Source organism: Gemmatimonadota bacterium, assembly GCA_021295815.1.
GTDB lineage: Bacteria > Gemmatimonadota > Gemmatimonadetes > Longimicrobiales > Gaopeijiaceae > JAGWBQ01.
This window is the reverse complement of record JAGWBQ010000011.1, coordinates 1-21,158: the sequence shown is the minus strand read 5'-3', so window position 1 is coordinate 21,158 and position 21,158 is coordinate 1. Positions and strand designations below refer to the sequence as shown.

Here is a 21,158-nt window from a genome sequence, read left to right as displayed (position 1 = left end):
ATGCGTCCGGGGTTGTCGTTGCTATTTTCTTCCCCTGAAGTTGCCGGGACGTCGGGGGACCGCAGGGGACGGTGCCCCTTGTAAGATAGCTTCTGCACGCTGTCGGATCCGCTTCGACGCCCGGTGCTCGGGCGTGCGCTGTTTCCCCAGCTACCGCTCCCGTCGATCCAGCACCCGGCCGGGGAGCGCGCCGGTGGTCTCTCCTCCGTCGACCGTGAACTCCCCGTTCACCAGCACGTACTCCACGCCGGTGGGAGGGAGGTCGGGCCGGAGAATGGTGGCGGGGCCCGAGATCGTCTCGTAGTCGAAGACGACGAGATCGGCCTTTTGTCCGACGCGAACGTGGCCGCGGTCCCGAAGCCCAATGATCTGGGCGGGAAGCCCGGTGGAGGACCGGACAGCGAACGGGAGCGAGATCACCCCCAGATCGCGAGCGTAGTGGCCGATCTTGCGCGGGAAGGCGCCGTAGCTGCGAGGGTGCTGGCCGGGACTCGTCGCGAGCGAGACGAAGCCGTCGGTCGAGGTAGCGGTGTACTCCTGCCGCATGTAGGCCGCCACGTCGGTGGCGTGTCCAGCGACCGGGCGGAAGCGCGCGCCGCCCCTCGGAGCGTCCTCACCGGCCTCGAGCGCGAAGTGGACGAGCTGTTCGAAGGGTGTGCGACCGGCCTCCTCCGCCAGCTCCACGAGGGTGCGCCCGACGGCCTCGGGGAAATCGGGGGCGACGACCACGATGTGCCTTTCGGCCCCGCCCTGGAGTCGAAGCGTGTAATCGGTGTCGATCTCCAGCTCGCGACGGAGCTCGGGGTCGGCGAGGTTGGCCCGCAGGTTGCCGAGAGGGTCCGCCATTATGCTGTCGTCTCGCCAGAGGGGAGAGTCGTTGCCGCCGGTGCGATCGGTGCCCGGCTTGGCGTAGCCCCAGGCCGGAATCACCCCGACCGGTCCTCCGCCGAAGGTCTCGTAGGGGTACTGGTCGAGGTAGACTTGGACTCCGGCCCGGCGAGCCTCCCGGATGAGGAGGATGTCGGTGGAGGAGTGTCCCCAGGTGTCGGTGCCCTTGGCCTTGATGTGCGTGCCCACCACCCTGATCCCGGTGGCCCGACCGATTTCAATGGTCTCGCGCATGCCGTCGGTGCCTGTGAGCGGCTGCTCCTCCACGATGGAAGGAAGCTGCCAGAGTGGGAGCGGAGACTGGCTCCGCTGGTGGGCGTAGTAGAAGCCGTCGTAGTCGGCGACGACCTTGGCGAGGGCGATGAGCTCCTCCCGCGTGCTGAACCTTCCCGGACGGTACTCCGGCCCGGCGCCCAGCCCCCATGCGCCGTCCTCCATCCCCGACCTGACGAGCGCCGCCATGCGTTCGACCTCTCCCGGAGTGGCAGGACGTTCGTAGTCCGCGCCCATGACCAGTCCGCGCACATGACCGTGGCCGACCATGGGCACGACGTTGGTGGCGACGCCGGGAGTGCGGAAGAGCTCGGCTTCGGCCGAGATCGGCCACGCCCGGTTCCTGCCGTCGGGGCCGAACACCGAGGTGGTGATGCCCTGCATGACGAGGTTGCGGGCCTGGCGGCCGGCAAGGATGGTGTCGGCGAAGAACCGGTCGGCATGCGAGTGCATGTCTATGAAGCCGGGCGCGACGTGGAGTCCGGAGGCGTCGATCACTCGCAGGGCCGAAGCGCCGGGGAGGAGGCGAAGCGCCGCGATCTCGTCCCCGATGACGCCGAGGTCGGCTCGGAACGCCGGATTGCCGGTGCCGTCCAGAACCATTCCGCCGCGGATGACCAGGTCGAACTCCTGCGTTCCTGCCGGAGCGGGCCGGGCACCGATCGAGAGCGCAGCGAGAAGCGCGCAGCCGATACGCATTGCGACCGGGGCGACGACCCGCCGCACCGTCGTCGCAGGCTTTACCGAGGACAAGAGGACCATGCCGAATACTTGACGTTCCGGCTGCGTGACGCAAGCGGGAGGGGTTATGTTGGTTCGAGTCGATTCAAGGACGAAGGAGGGAACCCATCCGAAGCCCCGTCGAACGAGCTTCCGCTCTCGGTCAGAGACAGCTCCCGCTCGATAACGCCGGCAACCGGCTCGACCGATTTCGGAGCGCTCGGCTACCGCATGCATGCGAGGGTCCTGAAAGCTCCTGACTATGGTCTGCCTCAACGCCGCGAACGAGCGTTTCTCGTGTGCCTGCCCACGGAACTCCGCACCTTCGACTACCCTAGCAGTAGGACTGCTCGCGACCATCCTCGCGGCGGCAGTCGCGGCAGCGCCGCTCGCGCCTCAGGCTCACCACGACATGGTTCGCATGCAGCCCATGGGTGGCGGCTGGCGCATGGTCCCGATGGACCCCAATATGCCCATGCTTCCCGGTTTGGCAAGCGCTCTGCCCAGCACCGCCGCCTTTATGCCCGGAGGCGGCATGGAGCCGGGGATGTTCCCGGAAGCACGGCCTTCCGAGCTCGTCTCGCTCGCCGACGGAGACACGATCGCGATCTCGGTCTCGCTCGTGCGTCGGACGCTCGCGGGCCATGAGATGATCATGTACGGCTACAACGGTCAATATCCCGGTCCTCTGATCCGTGCGCCGAAGGGTGCGACCGTCGTGGCTCGGGTAACTAACGAGATCGAGCTTCCCACCACCATCCATTGGCACGGCGTCCGCCTGGAGAACCGTTTCGACGGCGTTCCCGGCACCACCCAGGAAGCCATTCTCCCCGGCGAGAGCTTCACCTACGAGGTGCACGTGCCCGATGCGGGCATCTTCTGGTACCACCCTCACGTCCGGGAAGACGTGCAGCAGGACCTCGGGCTCTTCGGGAATCTCCTGGTCGACCACCCTGATCCGGACCACTACGGTCCCGCCGACCGCGAGGAACTCCTCGTACTCGACGACATTCTCATGGACGCGCAGGGACCGATTCCGTGGGGGCTCGGCGCGCCGACCCATGCCCTGATGGGACGTTTCGGCAACGTGTTCATGGTGAACGGTGAGACCGAGAGCAGGTTGACGGCGACTCAGGGAGAGGTGGTGCGCTTCTACGTCACCAACGTCGCCAATTCACGCACGTTCAACGTGACCTTCGGAGGGAATCCCGTGAAGCTCGTCGCCTCCGACGTCGGACGCTTCGAGCGCGAGCAGCGGGTGGGCTCGGTGGTCGTCGCGCCCGCGGAGCGTTACGTGGTCGATGTGCGTTTCGATATTCCCGGCGAGACCGCGATCGCCAACACCATCCAGGCGATCAACCACTTTCGGGGGGAGTTCTATCCCCGGATCGACACCCTCGTCCGCGTGCAGGTGAACCCGGCGGAAACCGTTACGCAGGCCGGAGCCGCCTTCGATGTTCTGCGCGTCCATTCCGACGTGATCCGGGAGATCGAAGAGTTCAGCCAACATTTCGACCGCGAGCCGGACCACGAGCTCGAGGCCACGGTCCGCGTCAGGGGGCTCCACCCGTCGATCGTCCTTTCCATGGAGGCGGACACCATCTACTTCCCGCCCATCGAATGGAACGACGGTATGCCGATGATGAACTGGCTCGCGAGCGGAAACGAGGTCGAGTGGATCCTCCGGGACAGACGCACGGGGGCGGAGAACGAGGAGATCGACTGGCGTTTCCGCGTGGGAGACGTCGTCAAGGTGCGCGTCTTCAACTCGCCGGACTCGTTCCACCCGATGAATCATCCGATCCACATTCACGGACAACGCTTTCTGGTGCTGGAGATGGACGGCGCGCGCAGCGAGAATCTGGTTTGGAAGGACACTGCGATAGTGCCTGTGGGCAGCACCGCCGACTTTCTGGTCGAGATGTCGAATCCCGGTGAGTGGATGGCCCACTGCCACATCGCCGAACACCTGAGCGCCGGCATGATGTTCTCGTTCACGGTCGAGCGTTAGCGCGGACCCTGACGGCCCGTGGCGAAACTCGCTCGAAGACCGCGGGAGGCTTTGTCCGCGGACCGCTAACCGCTGAAGGCGTCGTCGAAAGCCACGTCGGACCCCGGAAAATCGAGGTCGCGCACGAAGCGAAGCGCCTCGGCGGCGCCGTGCTCCCTGTCCATGAGGGAGTCCTCCCACTCGACGGAAAGCGGTCCCTCGTAACCGACCCGGTGAAGGGCGCGGAAAATCTCCTCGAAGTCGACCTTGCCTCGGCCCGGCGAACGGAAGTCCCAGTGGCGATCACGATGGCCGAAGGGAAGGTGGCCGCCGAAGACCCCGCTCTTGCCGGGAGCGTCCGACCACCAGACGTCCTTCACATGCACGTGGCTGATCCGATCGCCGAAGCGGAGGACGAAATCGGCAGGGTCCACGCCCTGGTAGGCGAGATGACTCGGGTCGAAGTTGAAACGGAAGGCCGCGTGGTGGTCGAGGTGATCGAGAGCTCTTGCGGCGGTGACCGAGTCGAATGCGATCTCGGTCGGATGCACTTCCAGCGCAAAGGCGACATCGCACTCCTCGAACTCGTCGAGGATGGGCCGCCACAGACGGGCGAACTCCCGGAAGCCTTCCTCGATCGTGGCGCCGGGAACCGGCGGAAAGGAGTAGAGGAGGTGCCAGATCGGGGAGCCCGTGAATCCGGTGACCACCTTCACACCCAGGTTGGCGGCGGCCCGGGCGGTGAGCTTCATTTCTCGGATCGCGCGGTCGCGCACGCCGCTAGGATCGCCGCCGCCCCAGACCCGGGGCGGGAGGATGCTGCGGTGGCGGTCGTCCAACGGATCGCATACGGCCTGTCCGACCAGGTGATTCCCGATGGCCCACAGCCCGAGGCCGCAGGACCGGAGCAGGTCGCGCTTCTCCTCGCAGTAGTCGGAATCCGCAGCGGCGCGCTCGACATCCACATGGTCTCCCCAGCAGGCGAGTTCGAGTCCGTCGAATCCCCATGATGCGGCCATCGGCGCCAGCTTGGCGAGCGACAGGTCGGCCCACTGACCTGTGAAAAGGGTGACGGGGCGGCGGGAGCGGGGTCGATTGGACATGGCGGACTGTTAGGTGAAGGTGGCCGGGGTTGCGACCTAGGCATGCTCGATGGGCGGACGCCGCGCTCGCTCAGGAGTCTCGGCCGGTACTCCGCTGCGGACCATTACGGCGAATCCCTGCTGGTGTCCGGCGACCTGTCCGTCGGTCCGTCCGGGAAAACGGCCCCCGCGTCCACCCAATTGCCGCTCTCGGCGCTCTCCACGGCTTGCTCCACGAAGCGCACTCCGGCCGCGCCGTCCTCGAAGGTGGGATAGTCGGTCTCTTCGTCGGACCGGCGCTCGTCTGGTGACGAGTTCTCCGGTGCCGTGCGGTCACGCCGCAGGTCTGCGCCGAACGCCGCGTAAAGGTTGGCGAAACCCTCGATGAAACCCTCGGGATGTCCGCCGGGCAGCCGCGAGGCCCGTCCCGCTGCCGGGGAGGTAGCGCCGGCGGCCCGGTGAAGCACGGTCGTCGACCCGTCCGGCTTCAGCAGGCGCAGCTCTTCGGGGGTCTCCTGGCGCCAGTCGATCCCGCCCTCGCTCCCGTAGACGCGGATCCGCAGGTGATTGCGTTCACCGGTGGCCACCTGGGAAGCGTGGAGCAGGCCGGTAGCTCCGCCCGCGAGTTCGAGGAGAACGGTGGCGTCGTCGTGCACCAGCCGGCCGGGCACCTGCGCGCTCAGCTTGGCGAAGATCCGTTCGGGTTCGAGGCCGGTGACGTAGCGGAGCAGGTGATGGGCGTGCGTGCCGATGTCCCCGAGCACGGGCGAAGGGCCGCCGCGCGTGGGGTCTGAGCGCCATTCGGCCTGCTTGAACCCGGGCTCGCCGGCGTTTTCGGGTGCCTCGAGCAGGTTGGCGAGCCAACCCTGGACGTACTCGACGATCACCTTGCGCACCTCGCCGATCCGCCCGGTGCGGACGAGCGCGCGAGCCTCCTTCACCATCGGATAACCGGAGTAGTTGTACGTGACCATCCCGAGAGGAAGCGAACGTGCACCTGGTGAGGTCGGATCAGGTGCGGGATCTCCGTACCGTCGCCTGCCCGCCGCCAGCTTCACGAGCTTCTCCGCGTCCTCGAGTCGGGTGGCGAGCGGCTTGTCGCAGGCGACCGCGACGCCCCGCTCCAGGAACGCGGCCGCTGCGGCGGTGTGGAGGTGATTCGGGGTTACGATCACCGCAAGGTCGATGCGCCGTTCGGAGTCGGACCCGGCTTCCGCCTCCGCCATCTCGGTGAAGCTCGCGTAGGTCCGTTCCCTTGCGAGACCGAGCTCGGCGCCAGCTGCCCTCGAACGTTCGGAAGAGGCGGAAAACGCTCCGGCGGCCAGCTCGAAGCCGCCGTCGAGGGCGAGCGCCATCCGGTGAACGCTCCCGATGAAAGCTCCGGGACCGCCTCCCACCATCCCGTAGCGCAATCGGCGGCGCATGGGTTGTGCGGCTAGTTCTATGCGGCCTCGAGCTTTTCTCGTCGATAGCCGCCTGCGGCCCGATCGCGCAGGTAGAGACCGCCGAAGATCAGCACGAGCGCCCCGCAGAGCGGCAGCAGGAAGAGAAATGCGGCCCGACCTCCCACAGCCTCGGCCGGCCCGAGCAACGCTCCGGCCCGATCCGAAAGCTCGACCAACGAGCCGGCGTCGTCGCCGGTCGCGGTCCCGCCGACATTGATGACGACTCGCAGGGCCTGGGCGGTCTCCACCGGCGGGAGTTCGCCCGAACTCCGGTACTCGTCCAGCACGCCGTCAGCCGCCGCGACCGCCGGATCGGCGTTGGCCCGGCCCGCGAACACCGTCTCGACCTCACCGAGCAACGACGCCGTTTCGACCACCGGAAGCTCGTCGTGGCCCACCTGGTCGGACACGCGTCCCATCTGAGGCGTGGTCACCAGCCCGACCACCGCCATCCCCACGGTGCCCATGAGCCCCAGCCCCAGGGCACCGCTCCGGGGCACCCGCTCGGAGACCACACCAAGCATGGTGGGCCAGAAGTAGCAGACGCCGAACGCGAAGACGGTCGCCGCGAAGAAGACGGCGAAGGTGTCGGTGAACCGGCTGAGCGCGAGCAGACCCAGACCGGAGAGCGCCGCCGACGCGAGCAGCACCCCGGTAGGCGAGAGTCGACGGACGAACGTGCCCGCGGTCGAGCGAAGAACGGCCATGAGACCGTTGATCCAGACCAGAACCAGGATCCCCTCCATGCCGCCCGCCTCCAGGAACGCCGGAATCCACCGGCCCGGCCCCAGTTCCACCGACGCGGTCATCGCCATCGCGACCAGCAGCACCCACATTAGCGGGGAGGTGAAGGTCGCCTTGAACATCTCTCCCATCGAGATCCCGGAACGCACGCCCTCGGTGGCGGGGAAGGGCTCTCGCCAGAGCAGGTGGCCGTAGACGAAGGTCGGGACGAGGATCAGGGCGAGCTTGACGTGCCAGGTCTGGTCGAAGGCTCCGAGCTGATCGATGCCGTAGGCCGCCAGGCCGCCCAGCACGATGCCGCCGGGGAACCAGACGTGGAATCGATTGAGCCTGACCGTCTTGTCGTCGGGATAGAGTGCGGCCACGAGGGGATTGCAGGCCGCCTCCACAAGGCCGTTCGCCATCGCGAGAAAGAGCGCGCCGACGAAGAGCGGCAGAGTGGGCGCACCGGCGAACCAGACCGCCGAGATCATGACGAGCGTGCCCAGAATGTGGCCGACGAAGGCCATGCGCAGGAGGGTGCGCATCCCCCACTTGTCCGCGAGCGGAGCGAAGACCACCTGCGAGAGCGCGAAGCCCCAGATCGCCGCGCCGCCTATCCAGCCGACGGTTCCGACCGACAGCCCGAATTCCCGGGTGAGCTCGAACATGATCGCGCTGACAGTCACGAACGCCACCGAGGTGGAGATGAGGGCTACGCAGCTTCCTCTAAATAGACGGGCGGCGTCGGGGGCGGGCGAGGCGGGGGAGGAAAGGTTCATGGGAGCAGTCCGATGTGACGCAGGACCTCGTCCGGGGGCGGATCCCAGGTCGGGATGGGCACGTTGCCCACGTATTGGAGATCGTCCATCCCTTCCGGAGTGGTCCAGAAGGCTGTCGAGGCGAGGAAGCGGACCCGGTCGAAGAAGCGGGCCGCGAATTCGAAGCCGGGCGGGGCGGTCTCCGCGTAGCAGATGTCGTCGCAGATGGCGGTCCGTCGCTCGATCGGGAGATCGCGGAAGCGCGGTCCCGAGCCGGGGCGGGAGGGGTCGCCGAATCTGCGCGTCGATTCGCGATCGAGCCAGCGCAGCCCGCCGCGGACCAGGACGAGATCGTCGCCGTTCCCCTCGTAGGGCGCGGAGACCCACTCGTTGATGAAGTCGTGCGCGCCGAGCGAGCTCGCCGAGGGCGAGCGTTCATCGGCGGGCAGGATGAGGTCGCAGAGAACCGCGAGCGAGGCGAGTTCGTCGTCCTCGAGCTCGAGATCCCAAGGGATGACCGGGTCGATCAGGTCGGGGTCCCAGGCGTCTCCCCGCGCCTTCGGGTTGGACGCCGGGTTCGGGGTATCGGCGACGACGTCTCCTCCGTCCGTGACGGGATCGCCTCCGCCTTCGCTTCCGTTGCCGCCGTCCACGGTGCAGCTCGCAAGACCTGGGGTCGCGGCCGCGAGGGCCATGATCTTGATGGCGTGACGGCGATCCACCGCGTTCGGAGCCGAGCAGGCGGATTCGGCCTCGTCGGTGCGCTTGCCTCCCGGGGCGTCCTCGGGGTTCGTTCTGACCGGAAGCTCGGTCATCGGATGCTCCTCGCGGTCATTTCGCTCGCGATGTACTCGGACGCTCGCCAGGCGACCGCCATGATCGACAGGGTCGGGTTCTTGTCGGCGTTGGAGACGAAGCAGGCGCCGTCGGTCACGAAGAGGTTGTCGACCTCCCACGACTGGCAGAACTCGTTGACCACCGACTCCGACGGGTCCGCACCCATGCGGGCGCCGCCGACCTCGTGAATGATGACGCCGGGCGCGGCGATCGCGCGAGCTCCGTCGTCGTGTACGGAACTGGTGACCCGTCCTCCCATCGCTTCGATGACGGAGGCGAACGTACGCTGCATGTGGCGAGCCTGGTTGAGCTCGTGGTCCGACCACTTCCAGTGGAAGCGGAGGGTCGGGATGCCCCACTGGTCGACACCGTCGGGGTCGATCTCGCAGTAGGAATCTTCGTTGGGGATCATCTCGCCGCGCCCGTCGAACCGGATGAAGGATCCGTAGTAGCGCCGGCACTCCTCCTTGAAACGGCGGCCGTAGGCTCCGTCGGTGAAGCCCGCGAGTCCGCCCATGAACCCGAAACCCGGCATCTTGCGTCCGCCGCCGAACTCGATGTGGTAGCCGCGCGCGAAATCGAGCCTTCCCGCAGCCTGCTCGCCGTAGAGCCACCACGGCATGTAGACGTGCATGGCCGACGCGCCGTCGGCGTTGTGCGGCGGCATGTTCTCAAGCGCGGGAATCTGCCCACCTACGCCCGCGCCCACCGTATCCATGACGTATTTGCCGACCAGACCGCTGCCGTTGGCCAGCCCGTCGGGGAAGAGACCGCTCTTCGAGTTGAGGAGTATGCGCGCCGTCTCGCACGCGCTCGCAGCCAGGATCACCGTCCTTCCCGTCGCGCGCTCGTCGAGCCCCGTGGTCTTGTCGACGTAGTGAACGCCGTCGGCTCTTCCGTCGGGGCCCACCGTGACCTCGCGCACCATCGCGTCGGTGATCACGTCCAGATTGCCGGTCGCCAGTGCGGGTGGAATCAGGACGGTGGGAGACTGGAAGTTCGCCCTGATCGAGCAGCCGCGTCCGCAAGGCGTCGCGTAGTAGCACGCCGCCCTCCGGTTCATCGACTCCTCGGTCACCCGCCGGGCCGTTGCGTTGTTGGGCCACAGCTCGCGAGAGATCCGAGCGGCGTCGAGTCTCCTGGTAAGGATCGCCAAATGGGCCGGTATGACGGGGATGCCGAGCTCTCGGCATCGGGCTTGAGCGAGCATCTCCTCGGCGCGCGGTGCGGGCGGAGGCAGCAGCACGCCCGGAGAGGAGTTCGGAGTGTTTTCCAGTCCTTCGTTGGAGCCGTAGACCCCAATGAGGGCCTCGGTCTTGTCGTAATAGGGCGCGAGGTCGTCGTACTCCATCGGCCAGTCGGCTCCCAGACCGTCCCGCGAGCGCGGCTTGAAGTCGTACTCGCCCATGCGCAAGGAAATGCGCCCCCAGTGGTTGGTGCGTCCGCCCAGCATTCGGGCCCGCCACCACCGGAAGTCGGTGCCGGGTGCGCTCGCGTAGGGCTCGCCGGGGACCTGCCAGCCTCCGTCGACCGTGGCGTCGTAAAATCCGAAAGGCTTTTCCGGAGTCCCGGCGCCCCTCAGCGGCGCGTCGGCGGGCGTCTGGAACATGGGGGTTTCGGTCACCGGATCGTAGTCGCGTCCGGCCTCGAGCATGAGCACCCTGAGTCCGGAACACGCGAGAACGTAGGCGCACATCCCGCCTGCGGCGCCTGACCCGACTATTACGGCATCGTAGTCCTGAGCCTGCCTCACGGCCGCACTCTCATGCTGCTCACGGCCGCATCCCCATACTGTCGAGCGTCGCCCGCAGCGAGCTGAAGCTGGTTCTGGCGGTTTCCATGGGATCGGGGGGAGAGTCGTGCTCGACGTAGGCGTGGGCGAATCCATCGCCGGCTGCGCGGAATATCTCGGTGAAGTCGACCACGCCGGCGCCCACGTCCACCATCGCCCCGTCCGCGTCGCGATCCTTGACGTGGAAGCTCGTCACCCGTCCGGGATGGCGGGCGAGGTAGTCGACCGGATCCGCGCCTCCGTGGAACATCCAGTAGATGTCCATCTGCCAGTCCACAAGGGCGGGATCGGTCCCGGCGAGCAGAAGGTCCATGGGCACGAGGCCGTCCGGCTGCCGCCGCAGCTCCCAGTCGTGGTTGTGGTATCCGAAACGGATCCCCGCCCGGGAGGCCGCTTCACCGGCACGGTTGAAGTCGTCGGAGACGCGTCTCAGCCCCTCGGCGTCGCGCTCGTCTCCGGGAAGCGAGGGCACGACGATCAGGCGCTGCCCCAACTCCTGGGCGTCTTCGAGCGCCTGGTCCCAACCCGTGCGTACCGTTTCCAGGCTCTGGTGGCCCGAAGTGGCCCTGAGGCCGACGTCGTCGAGCATGAAGCGCAGCTCTCGGGCGGAGCGTCCGTAGGCGCCCGCGAGCTCCACCTCCTCGTAGCCGATGGCGGAGAGCTCCGCCAGCACCGGCACGGGATCTTCGCTCATCAGCGAGCGCAGCGTGTAGAGCTGGATGCCGACGGCTGCCGGGAGCGCCGGGTCGCGAGCGGCCGGACCGCCATGAGTTGCGTTGCGGGCGGTCGGGTCGCGAAAGCCCGGGTCGCCTGCGGTCCTCTCCGCGGCGGTGAGCCGAAGGGTCGTCACCGACACGGCTGCGGCGGGCAGAACCACCCCGCTCGCAAGCCCGAGGAAGTCGCGTCTGTCGATCATCTTGCCTCCGTTCGATTCGCTTGCACGCGCGGGGCCCGAGTCGTTCGACTCGCTCTACTCACAGCGCCCACCCCTGTCTGTACTCGCGCACCAGATACTCGTTGGCCTTCTCGTGGTTGGTGACGCGCATGTTTTCGGCGTCGTACTCCATACGGAAGCCCTGTCCCGCTCGCAGCGCGACCGTTGCCAACAACATGGTCTCGGTCAGGCGGGAGGCGTACGGGAACTGGCACACCGCCTCGCCGTTCCCCTTGCAGGCCTCGGCCCAGTTCATCTCGTGATTGCCGTCCGGGACTCTGGGATAGCTCTCGGGCACGGATACCGCTTCCTCGGTCAGCCCCTCCGGGAAGAGGCGAGGGTTCCTGCCGTAGGTCTCGTGCAGGAGCAGGCCCCGCTCTCCGACGAACATCACGCCCCCTGCGCGTGGCAGCTCCACCTCTGGCGGCAGCTCCTCGGGCCTTCTGGGCATGAGGCCGCCGTCGTACCAGTGCATTTCCACGGGAGGCATGAGACCGCGCCTCGCGAAGGTGAAGTGCACCTTGGTCGCGACCGGAAAGGAGACGGGATCGCTCGCGTCGCCTCCCCAGGGCGTGGACGTGGCTTCGACGGTCTGGGGCAGGCCCAGGTCGAGGGCCCAGAACGGATGGTCGACGAGGTGAGCTCCCATGTCGCCGAGCGCCCCGGTGCCGAAGTCGACCCATCCCCTCCAGTGAAAGGGATGGTACATGGGATGCCAGGGAACCTCGTGCGCGACCGGTCCGACGAAGAGATCCCAGTGGAGCTGCTCCGGCTTGGAGAAGTCGTCCCAGAGCCCCCAGGAGATGGCGTCGCGAACCGTCCCCGGCCACCAGGAGCGATCCTTCGAGAGAGGATCGAAATCCTCGGGCATCGGCGCCGGGCGGAGCAGCCCCGACATCCAGATGGGACGGTCGGTCCAGATGTGAACCTGCCGCACCGCACCGATGACTCCGGCCTGGACCCACTCGTTTATGAGGCGAGCGTCGTCCGACGAGTGACCCTGGTTCCCCATCTGGGTCACCACCCCGGAGCTCTCGGCGAGCTCGCCGAGCTTGCGGGCCTCCTCGACCGTGTGGGTGAGAGGCTTTTGAACGTAGACGTGCTTGCCGGCTCGCATGGCCTCGGCGGCGATGACCGCATGAGTGTGGTCGGGGGTCGCGATCACCACGGCGTCGATGCCGGGGTCGTCGGCGAACATCTCGCGGTAGTCCGTGTATTTGCGGGCGCCTGCGTACTGGGCGACGAGAGCCGCGTCCTTGGCCCGGTTCTTCTCCGCCCGTTCCTCTTCTTCGGGCGTGCGCTGCTCACCGGGATCAGGTTGCCAGTCGCGTTCGGCGAGTTCGGCGATCTTGTTGTCGACGAAGCCGAAATCGACATCGCAGACCGCTACCAGGCGCTCGGAGAGGACCAGTTCGCGGGCGTTCTCCCGCCCCATGCCGCCGGCCCCGACGACGGCGAATCCCAAGGTGTCGCTGGGGGCCTGGCGCCTTCCGCCGAGCACCTTGGACGGCACCACGGTGAATCCTGCCGCGACGGCGGAGCCGCGGGCCAGAAAATCGCGGCGGGTGATCTCGGAGGAGGTCATCTCAGTTCCTTCACCTTGATGTTTCGGTAGCGGACGACGTCGCCGTGGTCCTGGAGCCCGATGTGGCCGCTCGCAGCCTTGCCGTACCTGGGCCACTCGGCAAACTTGCTGTTTTCCACCAGATCCCGCCACTCCGGCGATCCGAGCTCGTAGGAGACGATCAGCTCTCCGTTCATCCGGTGCTCGACCGAATTGCCCGCCACCGTGATGCCGACCGAATTCCACTCTCCGGCGGGATTGGTGAAGTCGGCGCTCGGCGCGTGCAGGGCGTAGTTCGCGCCCGCGCTGGTGAGCGGGTTCCTGCCGTCGGCGTGCCCGGCGTTGTCGAGCACCTGCATCTCGGGTGCGGTGTTGAAGATGTCGTCCTCGCCGAGGGCGGCCCGGTAGAAGATGCCGCTGTTGCCGCCCGGCTCGACCATCCACTCCAGCGACAGCTCGAAATCCGCGAAGGGCTCTTCGTGGATGATGTCGAAGCCGCCCCCCACGTGGACGAGATCGCCGTCCTCCACCCGCCAGCCGTCGGTCATCTCGCCGCCGTCGTAGCGTCGCCAGCCCTCGAGCGTGCCTCCGTCGAAGAGTAGCCGCCAGCCCGCCGCCTCTTCCTCGGCGGTCAGGACATTGTGCTGCTGGGCTTCCTGGACGGTCGGGACGCTTCGGTCGACGGGGGGCCGCGCGGTGCGGGTCGGTGCGGCTGCGATGCACTCCACCTCGACTCTGGCGTCGAATGCGAGTCCTGCGGCGGCGAGCGCCGAGCGCGCAGGCGGGTCGCCGGTGAAGTAGCCGGCGTACACCTCGTTGAAGGCCGCGAAGTCGGCCATGTCGGCGAGGAACACCGTGCATTTGACGACGTCGTCCCAGCCCGCGTCGGCGGCTTCGAGCACCGCGCCGAGATTGTCCATCGCCTGGCGGGCCTCTGGCCCGATTCCGCCCTCGACCAGGGTGGGCGGCTCGACCCCGGGCAGAGCGCCGATGGCGCCGGAGAGGAAGATGAGGTCGCCGCTTCTGACGCCCGAAGAGAAGACGGGCAGCCGGGTCACGCCCTCGGGCTGGATGACCTCTTTGCGGGGTGTCGCATCGGCGACGGCTCCAGAGTCCGGGCGCGCCTCGACGGCGCAAGCTGCGGTGATCGTCACCAGAGCCGCCGGCGCCGGCAATTTGCGGAGGGCGTCAACGCGCATGGCGTACCTCCCCGCCGATGATCGTGTAGTCCACCATGGTCCGGGCTATCTCCTCCAGGGGGACGGTCATGATGTCGCGGTCGAGCACGACCAGATCGGCAAGCTTGCCCGGGGTGATCGAGCCCTTGAGATCTTCCTCGAAGGCGGCGTAGGCGTTGTTGATGGTGTAGCTCCTGAGCGCCTCCATGCGGGTCATGCGCTGATCGGCGAAGAAGACCTCGCCGTTGCGGTCGATCCGGTGCACCGACGCCGCGAAGGAGGCGATCGGCGAGATGTCCTCGACCGGGACGTCGGTGCCGTTGTTTATGGTGACCCCGGCATTCAGGAGCTCGCGCCAGATGTAGGCTCCCGAGCGTGTGCGCTCGGCGCCCAGCCGGATGGGGATCCAGGGGGCGTCCGAGGTGGCGTGCACTCCTTGCATGGAGGCGATCACCCCCAGCGAGGCGAAACGCCCCACGTCGTCGGGATGGAGATGCTGGGCGTGCTCGATCCGCCAGCGCAGGCCGGAACCGTCGGAGCCGAAGGTCCGTTCGTAGATGTCGAGCACCTCGCGGTTGGCGCGGTCGCCGATGGCGTGCGTGTTGAGCTGGTAGTCGTGCTCCAGGGCGAGGGCCGCCGTGGCCTCGATGTCGTCCGGTTCTTCCACCGCGAGACCGAGCGTCGTAGGCATGTCGAAATAGGGTTCGAGCAGCCAAGCGCCGTGCGAACCGAGCGCGCCGTCGATCTGCCGCTTGATCGAGCGCACGGTGAGGAAGTCGTCGCCGTAGCCCACCATCCTGTACTCGGCGAGCCGTTCGCGCATCTCTTCGGTGCTCGCCCTGACCATGACGTAGAGCCTGACGGGCAGCGCCCCCTCGTCGGCGAGCGAGCGGAAGCCGTCGATGGTGGAGAAGTCGGCGCCGGCGTCCTGGAAGGTCGTCACGCCCTTGCGAATCGCTTCTTCCCCCGCGAGCTCGACTTGGCGGCGGAACTCGGCCCGACGTTCCTCTTCGGAGCGCGCCTCATCGGCAGCCGCGGCGACCCGCGCCACCAGACCGTCCGCGTTTTCACGCAGCAGACCGGTCGCGTTGCGGTCGGCGTCGCGCACGATGGTGCCTCCCGCCGGATCGGGTGTATCGGGCCCTATTCCGGCGGCCTCCAGCGCCGCGAGGTTGGCGAAGGCCGCGTGACCGCTGGCGTGGCCGAGGAGGACGGGGTTGTCGGGCGATACCGCCGAGAGCGTGTGATGGGTGGGCACGCCCTCGACCGATCCCGCCGGCACGGAGGTCCATTTCTCCTGATGCCAGCCCCGACCGTGGATCCAGGTTCCGGGCGTGGCGTTCTCAGCCGCTGCTCCCACCATCGCCACGATCTCCTCCCAGCTCTCGACTGCGGTCAGGTCGAGGATCATGCGGGCGCGGCCAAGGGCCATGTAGTGCCCGTGGCCCTCGATGAAGCCGGGGACGACCAGCCTGCCGTCGAGCTCGATCACCTCGGTCTCCGGGCCGACCAGGGCCGCGATCTCATCCGCGCTACCTACCGCCGCGATGCGGTCACCCCGAACCGCGACCGCTTCGGCTTCGGGCAGGGCGTCGTCGACGGTGACGACCTTGCCGCCGGTGAGCACGAGGTCGGCGGTCTCGGGCGCCGCGCAGGCTCCCGACGCGAGCAGGAGAAGTACCGCGACGCCGGCCCGCCGCGCCGTGGCCGACTCGGTCTTCGGGGTGCGCGGCGCAGCCGTCACACGGCTTCGGACCGGGTCCGACATTTGCGGAGGTGGGCCCGAAGGCGTGGGCCGCAGGGCCGGGAGCGACGAAGGGGTGAGGTTCATGGGCCTCGGGTGTGAGGGTGGGAGGTAGCGGGACGACGATCGTCAACCTGGGGAGTGGCTCCGTGGCCGATAAATTTTACGAAAGCCCTCTCCCAAGCTTGCATGAGACGATGCTCCGTGCAAGCTTGGCCTTTTCAGCCGGACCCTCTTCCTTCCACGTGATCCGCCATATCCGCTATGAGCGCCTTCCGCGCCGACGCCCCGTTCTCGCCCGTCTACCACCGCAGGACGGTCTTCTCCTGGGCGCTCTACGACTTCGCGAACTCCATCTATCCGGCCGTCATGACCACGGCGGTCTTTCCGATCTTCTACTCCGGGTACGTGGTCGGGGACCTGGCGGGGGAGGGAGGAGGCGACGCCTGGTGGGGACTGGCGGTGTCCACCTCGGCTCTCCTGATCGCGCTCTCCGCGCCGCTGCTCGGGGCGGTCGCCGACGGCGCCGGAGTGCGAAAGCGGCTCATGGCCATCTTCGTGGGCATCTGCCTGGTCGGAGTGCTGGCCATGACCACGCTGAGTCCGGGGATGATCGTCGCCGGGTTCTGCTTCTTCGTGATCGCGAACGTGGGTTACGAGGGTTCGCTCATCTTCTACAACGCCTACCTGCCCGAGATCGCTCCCGTTGAAAGGCGCGGTTTCGTCTCCGGGCTCGGCTTCGGCGTGGGCTACCTCGGCTCCGCCCTCGGACTCGTCCTCGTGCTGCCCTTCGCGCAGGATCGGACCGAGCTGGTGTGGCCCATCGTCGCTGCCTTTTTCCTGCTCTTCTCCATCCCCACCTTCAGGAACCTCCCGGCGGATCGCGCCGGCGGCATCGGCATCGGCCGGGCGGCGGTCGGGGGAATCGTACGCCTCCGGAAGACGATAGCGCTTGTGCGCCGGCTTCCCAATCTGCGGCGGTTTCTGATCTCCTACTTCTTCTACATCGACGGCATCCTGACCCTGATCGTCATGGCCGGGGTGATCGCCGTCGAAACCTTCGGCTTCAATCAGGTCCAAACGATCGAGCTCTTCCTGATCGTCCAGTTCTCGGCGCTCGTCGGATCGTTCGCACTCGCTCGTCCGACCGACCGTTTCGGCCCCAAACCTGTGCTGAGGTTCGTTCTGATCTGGTGGATCGGCATCGGAGTAGCGGGCTACTTCGTCCAGAGCAGCGCTCTTTTCTACGGACTCGCGGTGGCGGGCGGGCTCGGCCTGGGTTCCGCCCAGGCGGCAAGCCGGACTCTCATGGCCTCGCTCATCCCCAAGGGCAAGGAGGCAGAAATGTTCGGATTCTACGCGCTCTGCGGGAAGACCTCTTCGGTTCTCGGGCCGGCCCTCTTCGGCTGGCTGACCGTTCAGTTCGCGGGCAACCAGCGTCCGGGCTTCCTCCTGCTGACCGGGTTCTTCCTCGTGGGCGGGTTCCTGCTGCGGTTCGTGAAGGATCCGCGTGTCGAGGCGGTGGGGGTCTGAGATTGGATGGGAAGTTGAGGACATGCGCGCTCCTGGCGGCCGCGCTCCTGCCGGCGACCGGGTGCGCATCGGGGCCCGGCGGTCGGACCGATCCGACGGAGACGGCGACTCGCAACGAGCTCGTCGCCCGCGAGATCGAGGCCATCGTGGACACGCCGCCGCTCGACGGGGTCAACTTCGGCATCCTCGCGATCGACGTTCGCACCGAACGTACGCTTTACGCCCGCAACGCCGACCGCCGCTTCATCCCCGCTTCCAACCAGAAGGTGTCGGTGTCCGTGGCGGCTCTCGGGTTGCTCGGCACCGAGCATCGCTACAGGACGGAAGTGTGGGCTACCGGATCCAGCCTCGGCCAGACGCTCGACGGCGATCTCGTTCTCATCGCTTCCGGAGATCCGTCGTTCTCCGATCGCTTCCGGGCCTCGGGCGAAGCCGCTCTCTACGCCATCGCCGACTCGCTATACGCGACCGGCCTGCGTCACGTCACCGGCTCGATCTTCGTGGACGTCTCGGCTTGGGATTCCGCCAGCGTCGGACCCACCTGGGAGGTCGAGGACCTGCGCTACGGATACGGCGCCACCGGGGGAGCGTTTTCCATCGACGAGGGGCTGATCCGGATCGTCGCGAGCGCCGGACCCGCGGTCGGTTCACCTGCGAACATTTCGTGGCGTCCGCGAGGAACCGAGGATTTCGTGGTAGCCCGGGTGGAGACCGTCCGGCCCGGGGAGCGGACCAGGGTCAGCCCCTCCTACCTGCCGGAATCGCGCAAGCTGAGGCTGGAAGGGGAGATCGCCTGGGGGGAGGTGGACACCCTCGCCTTCGCCATCCGCGATCCTGTCCGTCAGGCGACGGCGGCGTTGGCTCGGTCGATCCGCGAGCGCGGGATAGCGGTCGAGGGCACTGCGCAGGTCGCTTGGGTCGACAGCATGCGCGTGGGGCGCGGCTGCCTCTCGGGATCGGTCCGGGAATGCGCGAACGCCTCGCACCTGGTCACGTTCGAATCGCCGCCTATGGCCGAGCTCGTGAAGGCGGTCCTCGAAGCCAGCCAGAACTGGATCGCCGAGCAGATCATCCGCACCCTCGGGGCGGAGAAGGGCGACGACGGAAGCTGGCGCGAGGGAGTTCGCGTGATGCGCGAGTTTCTGGCGGACGAGATGCGGATCGATGCCGCCCACTTCTCGCCGCACGACGGCTCCGGGCTCTCCGCCTACAATCTCGTCTCACCCATGGGGATGGTGCGGCTTCTCAACCGAACTCGCGCCGAGAGCTACGGTCCCCAACTCTACGACGCGCTCGCCGCGCCGGGAGAGGAGGACTCGACCCTGGAGTCGCGTCTGCTCGACCTGGAGGGCCGACTCGCGGCCAAGACAGGCACCATTTCGAACGTCAACTCCCTCTCGGGCTACCTGACGACCGCTTCCGGACGGGAGGTTGTCTTCTCCATCCTCTCGAACGGGTCGGGGATGCCCGCGAACGAGGTGCGGAGAAAGATCGACGACGTGGTCAGGGTGCTGGCCCGGTACTGATGCGGGAGGTTCGCGCGCACACCAGCGCGGTGATGCAGCTTGTGGACCGTCGAGCCGTCCCGGACCGGCGTTTCCCGGGCTGGTCGTCGGCCATGGGGGATTCGATTCGATTCTAGCCCGGCTCGAAGAATCCGTAGTGCGCCAGCATGAAGGCCCGCACCGAACGGGCGAGCTTCGGGGCGTAGGTGGCGTGGCTTTCTTCGGTGTCGCGCAGGCCGTCCCAGTGATGCTCGAGCTGAACCCCGCTCACGACCTCGCCGTCCTCGACCGAGCCGTGGATGCGCGTGCTGTAACCGCCCCGCCAGTAGGGATCGGCGCCGGGGGACGGGTCTGACGGGCTCGGCACCACGCGCACGCCCTCGGCTTCCAGGTAGCCGCCCAGCGAGGTCGGCCCCCGGAGCAGCGCCGAAAAGGGGATCGGGGAGTCTCGCCCCAGGTCGCGTATGCTCGAGCGCGCGACATAGGAAAGCGAGTTCAGATTCACGTCGGCGAGGTTCAGATCTTCCGAGGTCAGGAGGTAGCCGAGCTCGACGCGCTGGATCGTGTGCGCATGGCCGTGCATATCGAGATAGAGCCCGCTACCCGACGTCAATTCGACCTGCCTGCGCGCGATCCGGACCATCTCGTGATACTCCCCCCACGCATGCTCGGCGTAGATGTTGCCCTGCGCCGCCTCCACGATCTCGCGATTCGGGTCGAGCCGTGAACGGTGGAGGTGCGAGAGGACGACGTGCGGGGCGTAACCGGTGAGCTCCACCAAGGCAGCCCTCACCGTGAGCGTGAGCTCGAGCGTGTTGCGATCGGACCCGGTGGTGCCGTAGGTCCGGGTGGCGATCTCGCTCGGGCGAAGGGATCCGCCGTGCCCCGCCGACAGCACGAGGGGCAGACGGCCCGGAACGTACTGGGTGTAGCCGAGTCGGCCCCAGTAATCCTCTCCCGGCAGATATTCTTCCACGACCTCGGGGATGTACACCTCGAGTCGGGCCCGGCCGGTCAACCCGCCGATGGTTGCGGAGACCGTGGTGACGCCGGAGCCGACCGCCGAGGCCCGCCCGTTCTGGGTGACGGTCGCGACGGAGGGATCGTCCACTTCCCAGGCGGCCGCCCCGGTGACCCTGCGCCCCTCGGCGTCGCTGGCGTTCACCGTGAACTTGACGGCGTCCCCCGCCCGTACGAGGAGGGCTTCTTCCGGCGAGACGCCTATTCGGGTCGCGACGGGTTCGGTGGCGCCCTCGCCGCAGCCGGCGAGAAGGACGCAGAGAGCGAGGGCGGCTACCGGATCGGGGCGCGGCGGTCGAAGCATGAGTTCACGATGGGCCGAATCCCGCCCCGTCGCAAGTCCCTCGGGAGCAGCACCATATCAGCGGCTTCGCGCCGAAGGAGCTCCCGCGCCCCGGATCGGTGGTTCGCCGCCGGTACCCGCTCCGGCGGTCTAAGTCTGCCTAGCCGTCGTCGTGCTCGTGTACGTGAATGTGGAGTGGTGCGGTCACGAAGTCCGCGTGTCCGGACCCGACCGCGCCGTGCATCAGGCTGAAGGTGATCTCGGTGTCGCCCTCGCCCTGCCCGTGCAGGTGGCCTCCGAACTCTCCCGGGGTGTCCTGTTCAAATTCCGCGACGGATTCGTCCTCGACGTCCACTTCCAGGTAGAAGTCGTCGTCCAGTTCCACCGCCGCACCGTCGTGGTCCACGAAGCGTACGCTGATGTGGGCGGTTTCCTCGCCCGGCTCGACCTCCAGCTCTCCGGTCCACTCACCGTCGTGCCCATCGTAGGACGCGATGGTCTGGCCGCTCAGCACCAGCATCACGCCCATGGTCTTCTTCGGGTTCGGTCGCACTCTCGCATGCCGAGAGAGCCAGGATGCCTGCGGTCAGCAGGGCGAACGGTAGTCTCAGTCTCGAATGTCTCATCTTTCTTTACCTCGTTGATGTTGTTTTCTGGCCGTTCCTGTCGCGAAGCGTCTCCGCAACTGCCGGGAGCTCGCTCCAGAAGACGACCCTGTATGCCACGCTGATGGATCTCCGCGCTTCGGGCACCGGGCGACGGAGGCGCCCATCGTGAAGTTCCGGGTCAACCGTCCTATATGAAGGGTGGGGCTCAGAATACGACGCGGTAGGAGACGCTGAGCGCTCTTCCGGCCTCGGGCATGATCTCCTTCACCCTCGACAGG

Annotated in this window: 16 protein-coding genes; 4 read left to right on the top strand and 12 right to left on the bottom strand. The window is 67.4% G+C overall.

Going from position 1 to position 21,158, the window contains the following annotated elements; translation table 11 throughout:
• Positions 1-150: 150 nt before the first annotated feature.
• Positions 151-1,659, bottom strand: a complete 1,509-nt coding sequence (locus tag J4G12_05995; protein MCE2455359.1) for an amidohydrolase family protein — start codon at positions 1,657-1,659, stop codon at positions 151-153.
• Here J4G12_05995 and J4G12_05990 point away from each other — a divergent pair.
• Both J4G12_05990 and J4G12_05985 read left to right on the top strand, forming a co-directional pair.
• A complete protein-coding gene (locus J4G12_05990; protein ID MCE2455358.1) occupies positions 1,603-2,529 on the top strand; it encodes a DNA cytosine methyltransferase in 927 nt (308 codons plus the stop codon). The two genes, J4G12_05995 and J4G12_05990, sit on opposite strands and share 57 nt — an antisense overlap.
• Positions 2,429-3,892, top strand: coding sequence for a multicopper oxidase family protein (locus J4G12_05985; protein MCE2455357.1), 1,464 nt, complete (start codon positions 2,429-2,431; stop codon positions 3,890-3,892). The genes J4G12_05990 and J4G12_05985 overlap by 101 nt, the downstream gene beginning before the upstream one ends.
• A 65-nt stretch (positions 3,893-3,957) precedes the next feature.
• Here the strand turns inward: J4G12_05985 and J4G12_05980 are convergent, their stop codons facing one another.
• The 9 genes from J4G12_05980 to J4G12_05940 all read right to left on the bottom strand — a co-directional run bounded on the left by J4G12_05980 (position 3,958) and on the right by J4G12_05940 (position 15,955).
• Positions 3,958-4,974 (bottom strand): sugar phosphate isomerase/epimerase, encoded by a 1,017-nt coding sequence (locus tag J4G12_05980; GenBank protein MCE2455356.1) that lies wholly within the window; start codon positions 4,972-4,974, stop codon positions 3,958-3,960.
• A 104-nt stretch (positions 4,975-5,078) separates the two neighbouring features.
• Positions 5,079-6,353: a Gfo/Idh/MocA family oxidoreductase gene (locus J4G12_05975; GenBank protein MCE2455355.1), complete on the bottom strand. Its 1,275-nt coding sequence runs from the start codon at positions 6,351-6,353 to the stop codon at positions 5,079-5,081.
• Between the two features lie 41 nt (positions 6,354-6,394).
• Positions 6,395-7,903, bottom strand: a complete 1,509-nt coding sequence (locus J4G12_05970; protein MCE2455354.1) for an MFS transporter — start codon at positions 7,901-7,903, stop codon at positions 6,395-6,397.
• Positions 7,900-8,697 carry a gluconate 2-dehydrogenase subunit 3 family protein gene (locus tag J4G12_05965; protein ID MCE2455353.1) on the bottom strand — a complete coding sequence of 266 codons (798 nt, stop codon included), beginning with the start codon at positions 8,695-8,697 and terminating at the stop codon, positions 7,900-7,902. Before J4G12_05965 ends, J4G12_05970 begins: the two co-directional genes overlap by 4 nt.
• Positions 8,694-10,607, bottom strand: a complete 1,914-nt coding sequence (locus tag J4G12_05960) for a GMC family oxidoreductase (GenBank protein ID MCE2455352.1) — start codon at positions 10,605-10,607, stop codon at positions 8,694-8,696. The genes J4G12_05965 and J4G12_05960 overlap by 4 nt, the downstream gene beginning before the upstream one ends.
• Positions 10,492-11,427 carry a sugar phosphate isomerase/epimerase gene (locus J4G12_05955; protein ID MCE2455351.1) on the bottom strand — a complete coding sequence of 312 codons (936 nt, stop codon included), beginning with the start codon at positions 11,425-11,427 and terminating at the stop codon, positions 10,492-10,494. Before J4G12_05955 ends, J4G12_05960 begins: the two co-directional genes overlap by 116 nt.
• A 58-nt stretch (positions 11,428-11,485) precedes the next feature.
• A complete protein-coding gene (locus J4G12_05950) occupies positions 11,486-13,030 on the bottom strand; it encodes a Gfo/Idh/MocA family oxidoreductase (protein ID MCE2455350.1) in 1,545 nt (514 codons plus the stop codon).
• A complete protein-coding gene (locus tag J4G12_05945) occupies positions 13,027-14,208 on the bottom strand; it encodes a DUF1080 domain-containing protein (protein ID MCE2455349.1) in 1,182 nt (393 codons plus the stop codon). Before J4G12_05945 ends, J4G12_05950 begins: the two co-directional genes overlap by 4 nt.
• Entirely contained in the window at positions 14,198-15,955 is a 1,758-nt protein-coding gene (locus J4G12_05940; GenBank protein MCE2455348.1) for an amidohydrolase, read from the bottom strand. The genes J4G12_05945 and J4G12_05940 overlap by 11 nt, the downstream gene beginning before the upstream one ends.
• A 240-nt stretch (positions 15,956-16,195) precedes the next feature.
• Here J4G12_05940 and J4G12_05935 point away from each other — a divergent pair, with 240 nt between their 5' ends.
• Positions 16,196-17,464, top strand: coding sequence for an MFS transporter (locus tag J4G12_05935; GenBank protein MCE2455347.1), 1,269 nt, complete (start codon positions 16,196-16,198; stop codon positions 17,462-17,464).
• 14 nt (positions 17,465-17,478) lie between these two features.
• On the top strand, positions 17,479-18,990 hold the full coding sequence (gene dacB, locus J4G12_05930) for a D-alanyl-D-alanine carboxypeptidase/D-alanyl-D-alanine-endopeptidase (GenBank protein MCE2455346.1): 1,512 nt from the start codon (positions 17,479-17,481) through the stop codon (positions 18,988-18,990).
• A gap of 112 nt (positions 18,991-19,102) precedes the next feature.
• Here dacB and J4G12_05925 read toward each other — a convergent pair whose 3' ends face one another.
• Both J4G12_05925 and J4G12_05920 read right to left on the bottom strand, forming a co-directional pair.
• Positions 19,103-20,293, bottom strand: a complete 1,191-nt coding sequence (locus tag J4G12_05925) for an Ig-like domain-containing protein (GenBank protein ID MCE2455345.1) — start codon at positions 20,291-20,293, stop codon at positions 19,103-19,105.
• A 139-nt stretch (positions 20,294-20,432) separates the two neighbouring features.
• Complete coding sequence (locus tag J4G12_05920; GenBank protein ID MCE2455344.1) at positions 20,433-20,801, bottom strand: hypothetical protein; 369 nt, start codon at positions 20,799-20,801, stop codon at positions 20,433-20,435.
• Between the last annotated feature and the right edge of the window lie 357 nt (positions 20,802-21,158).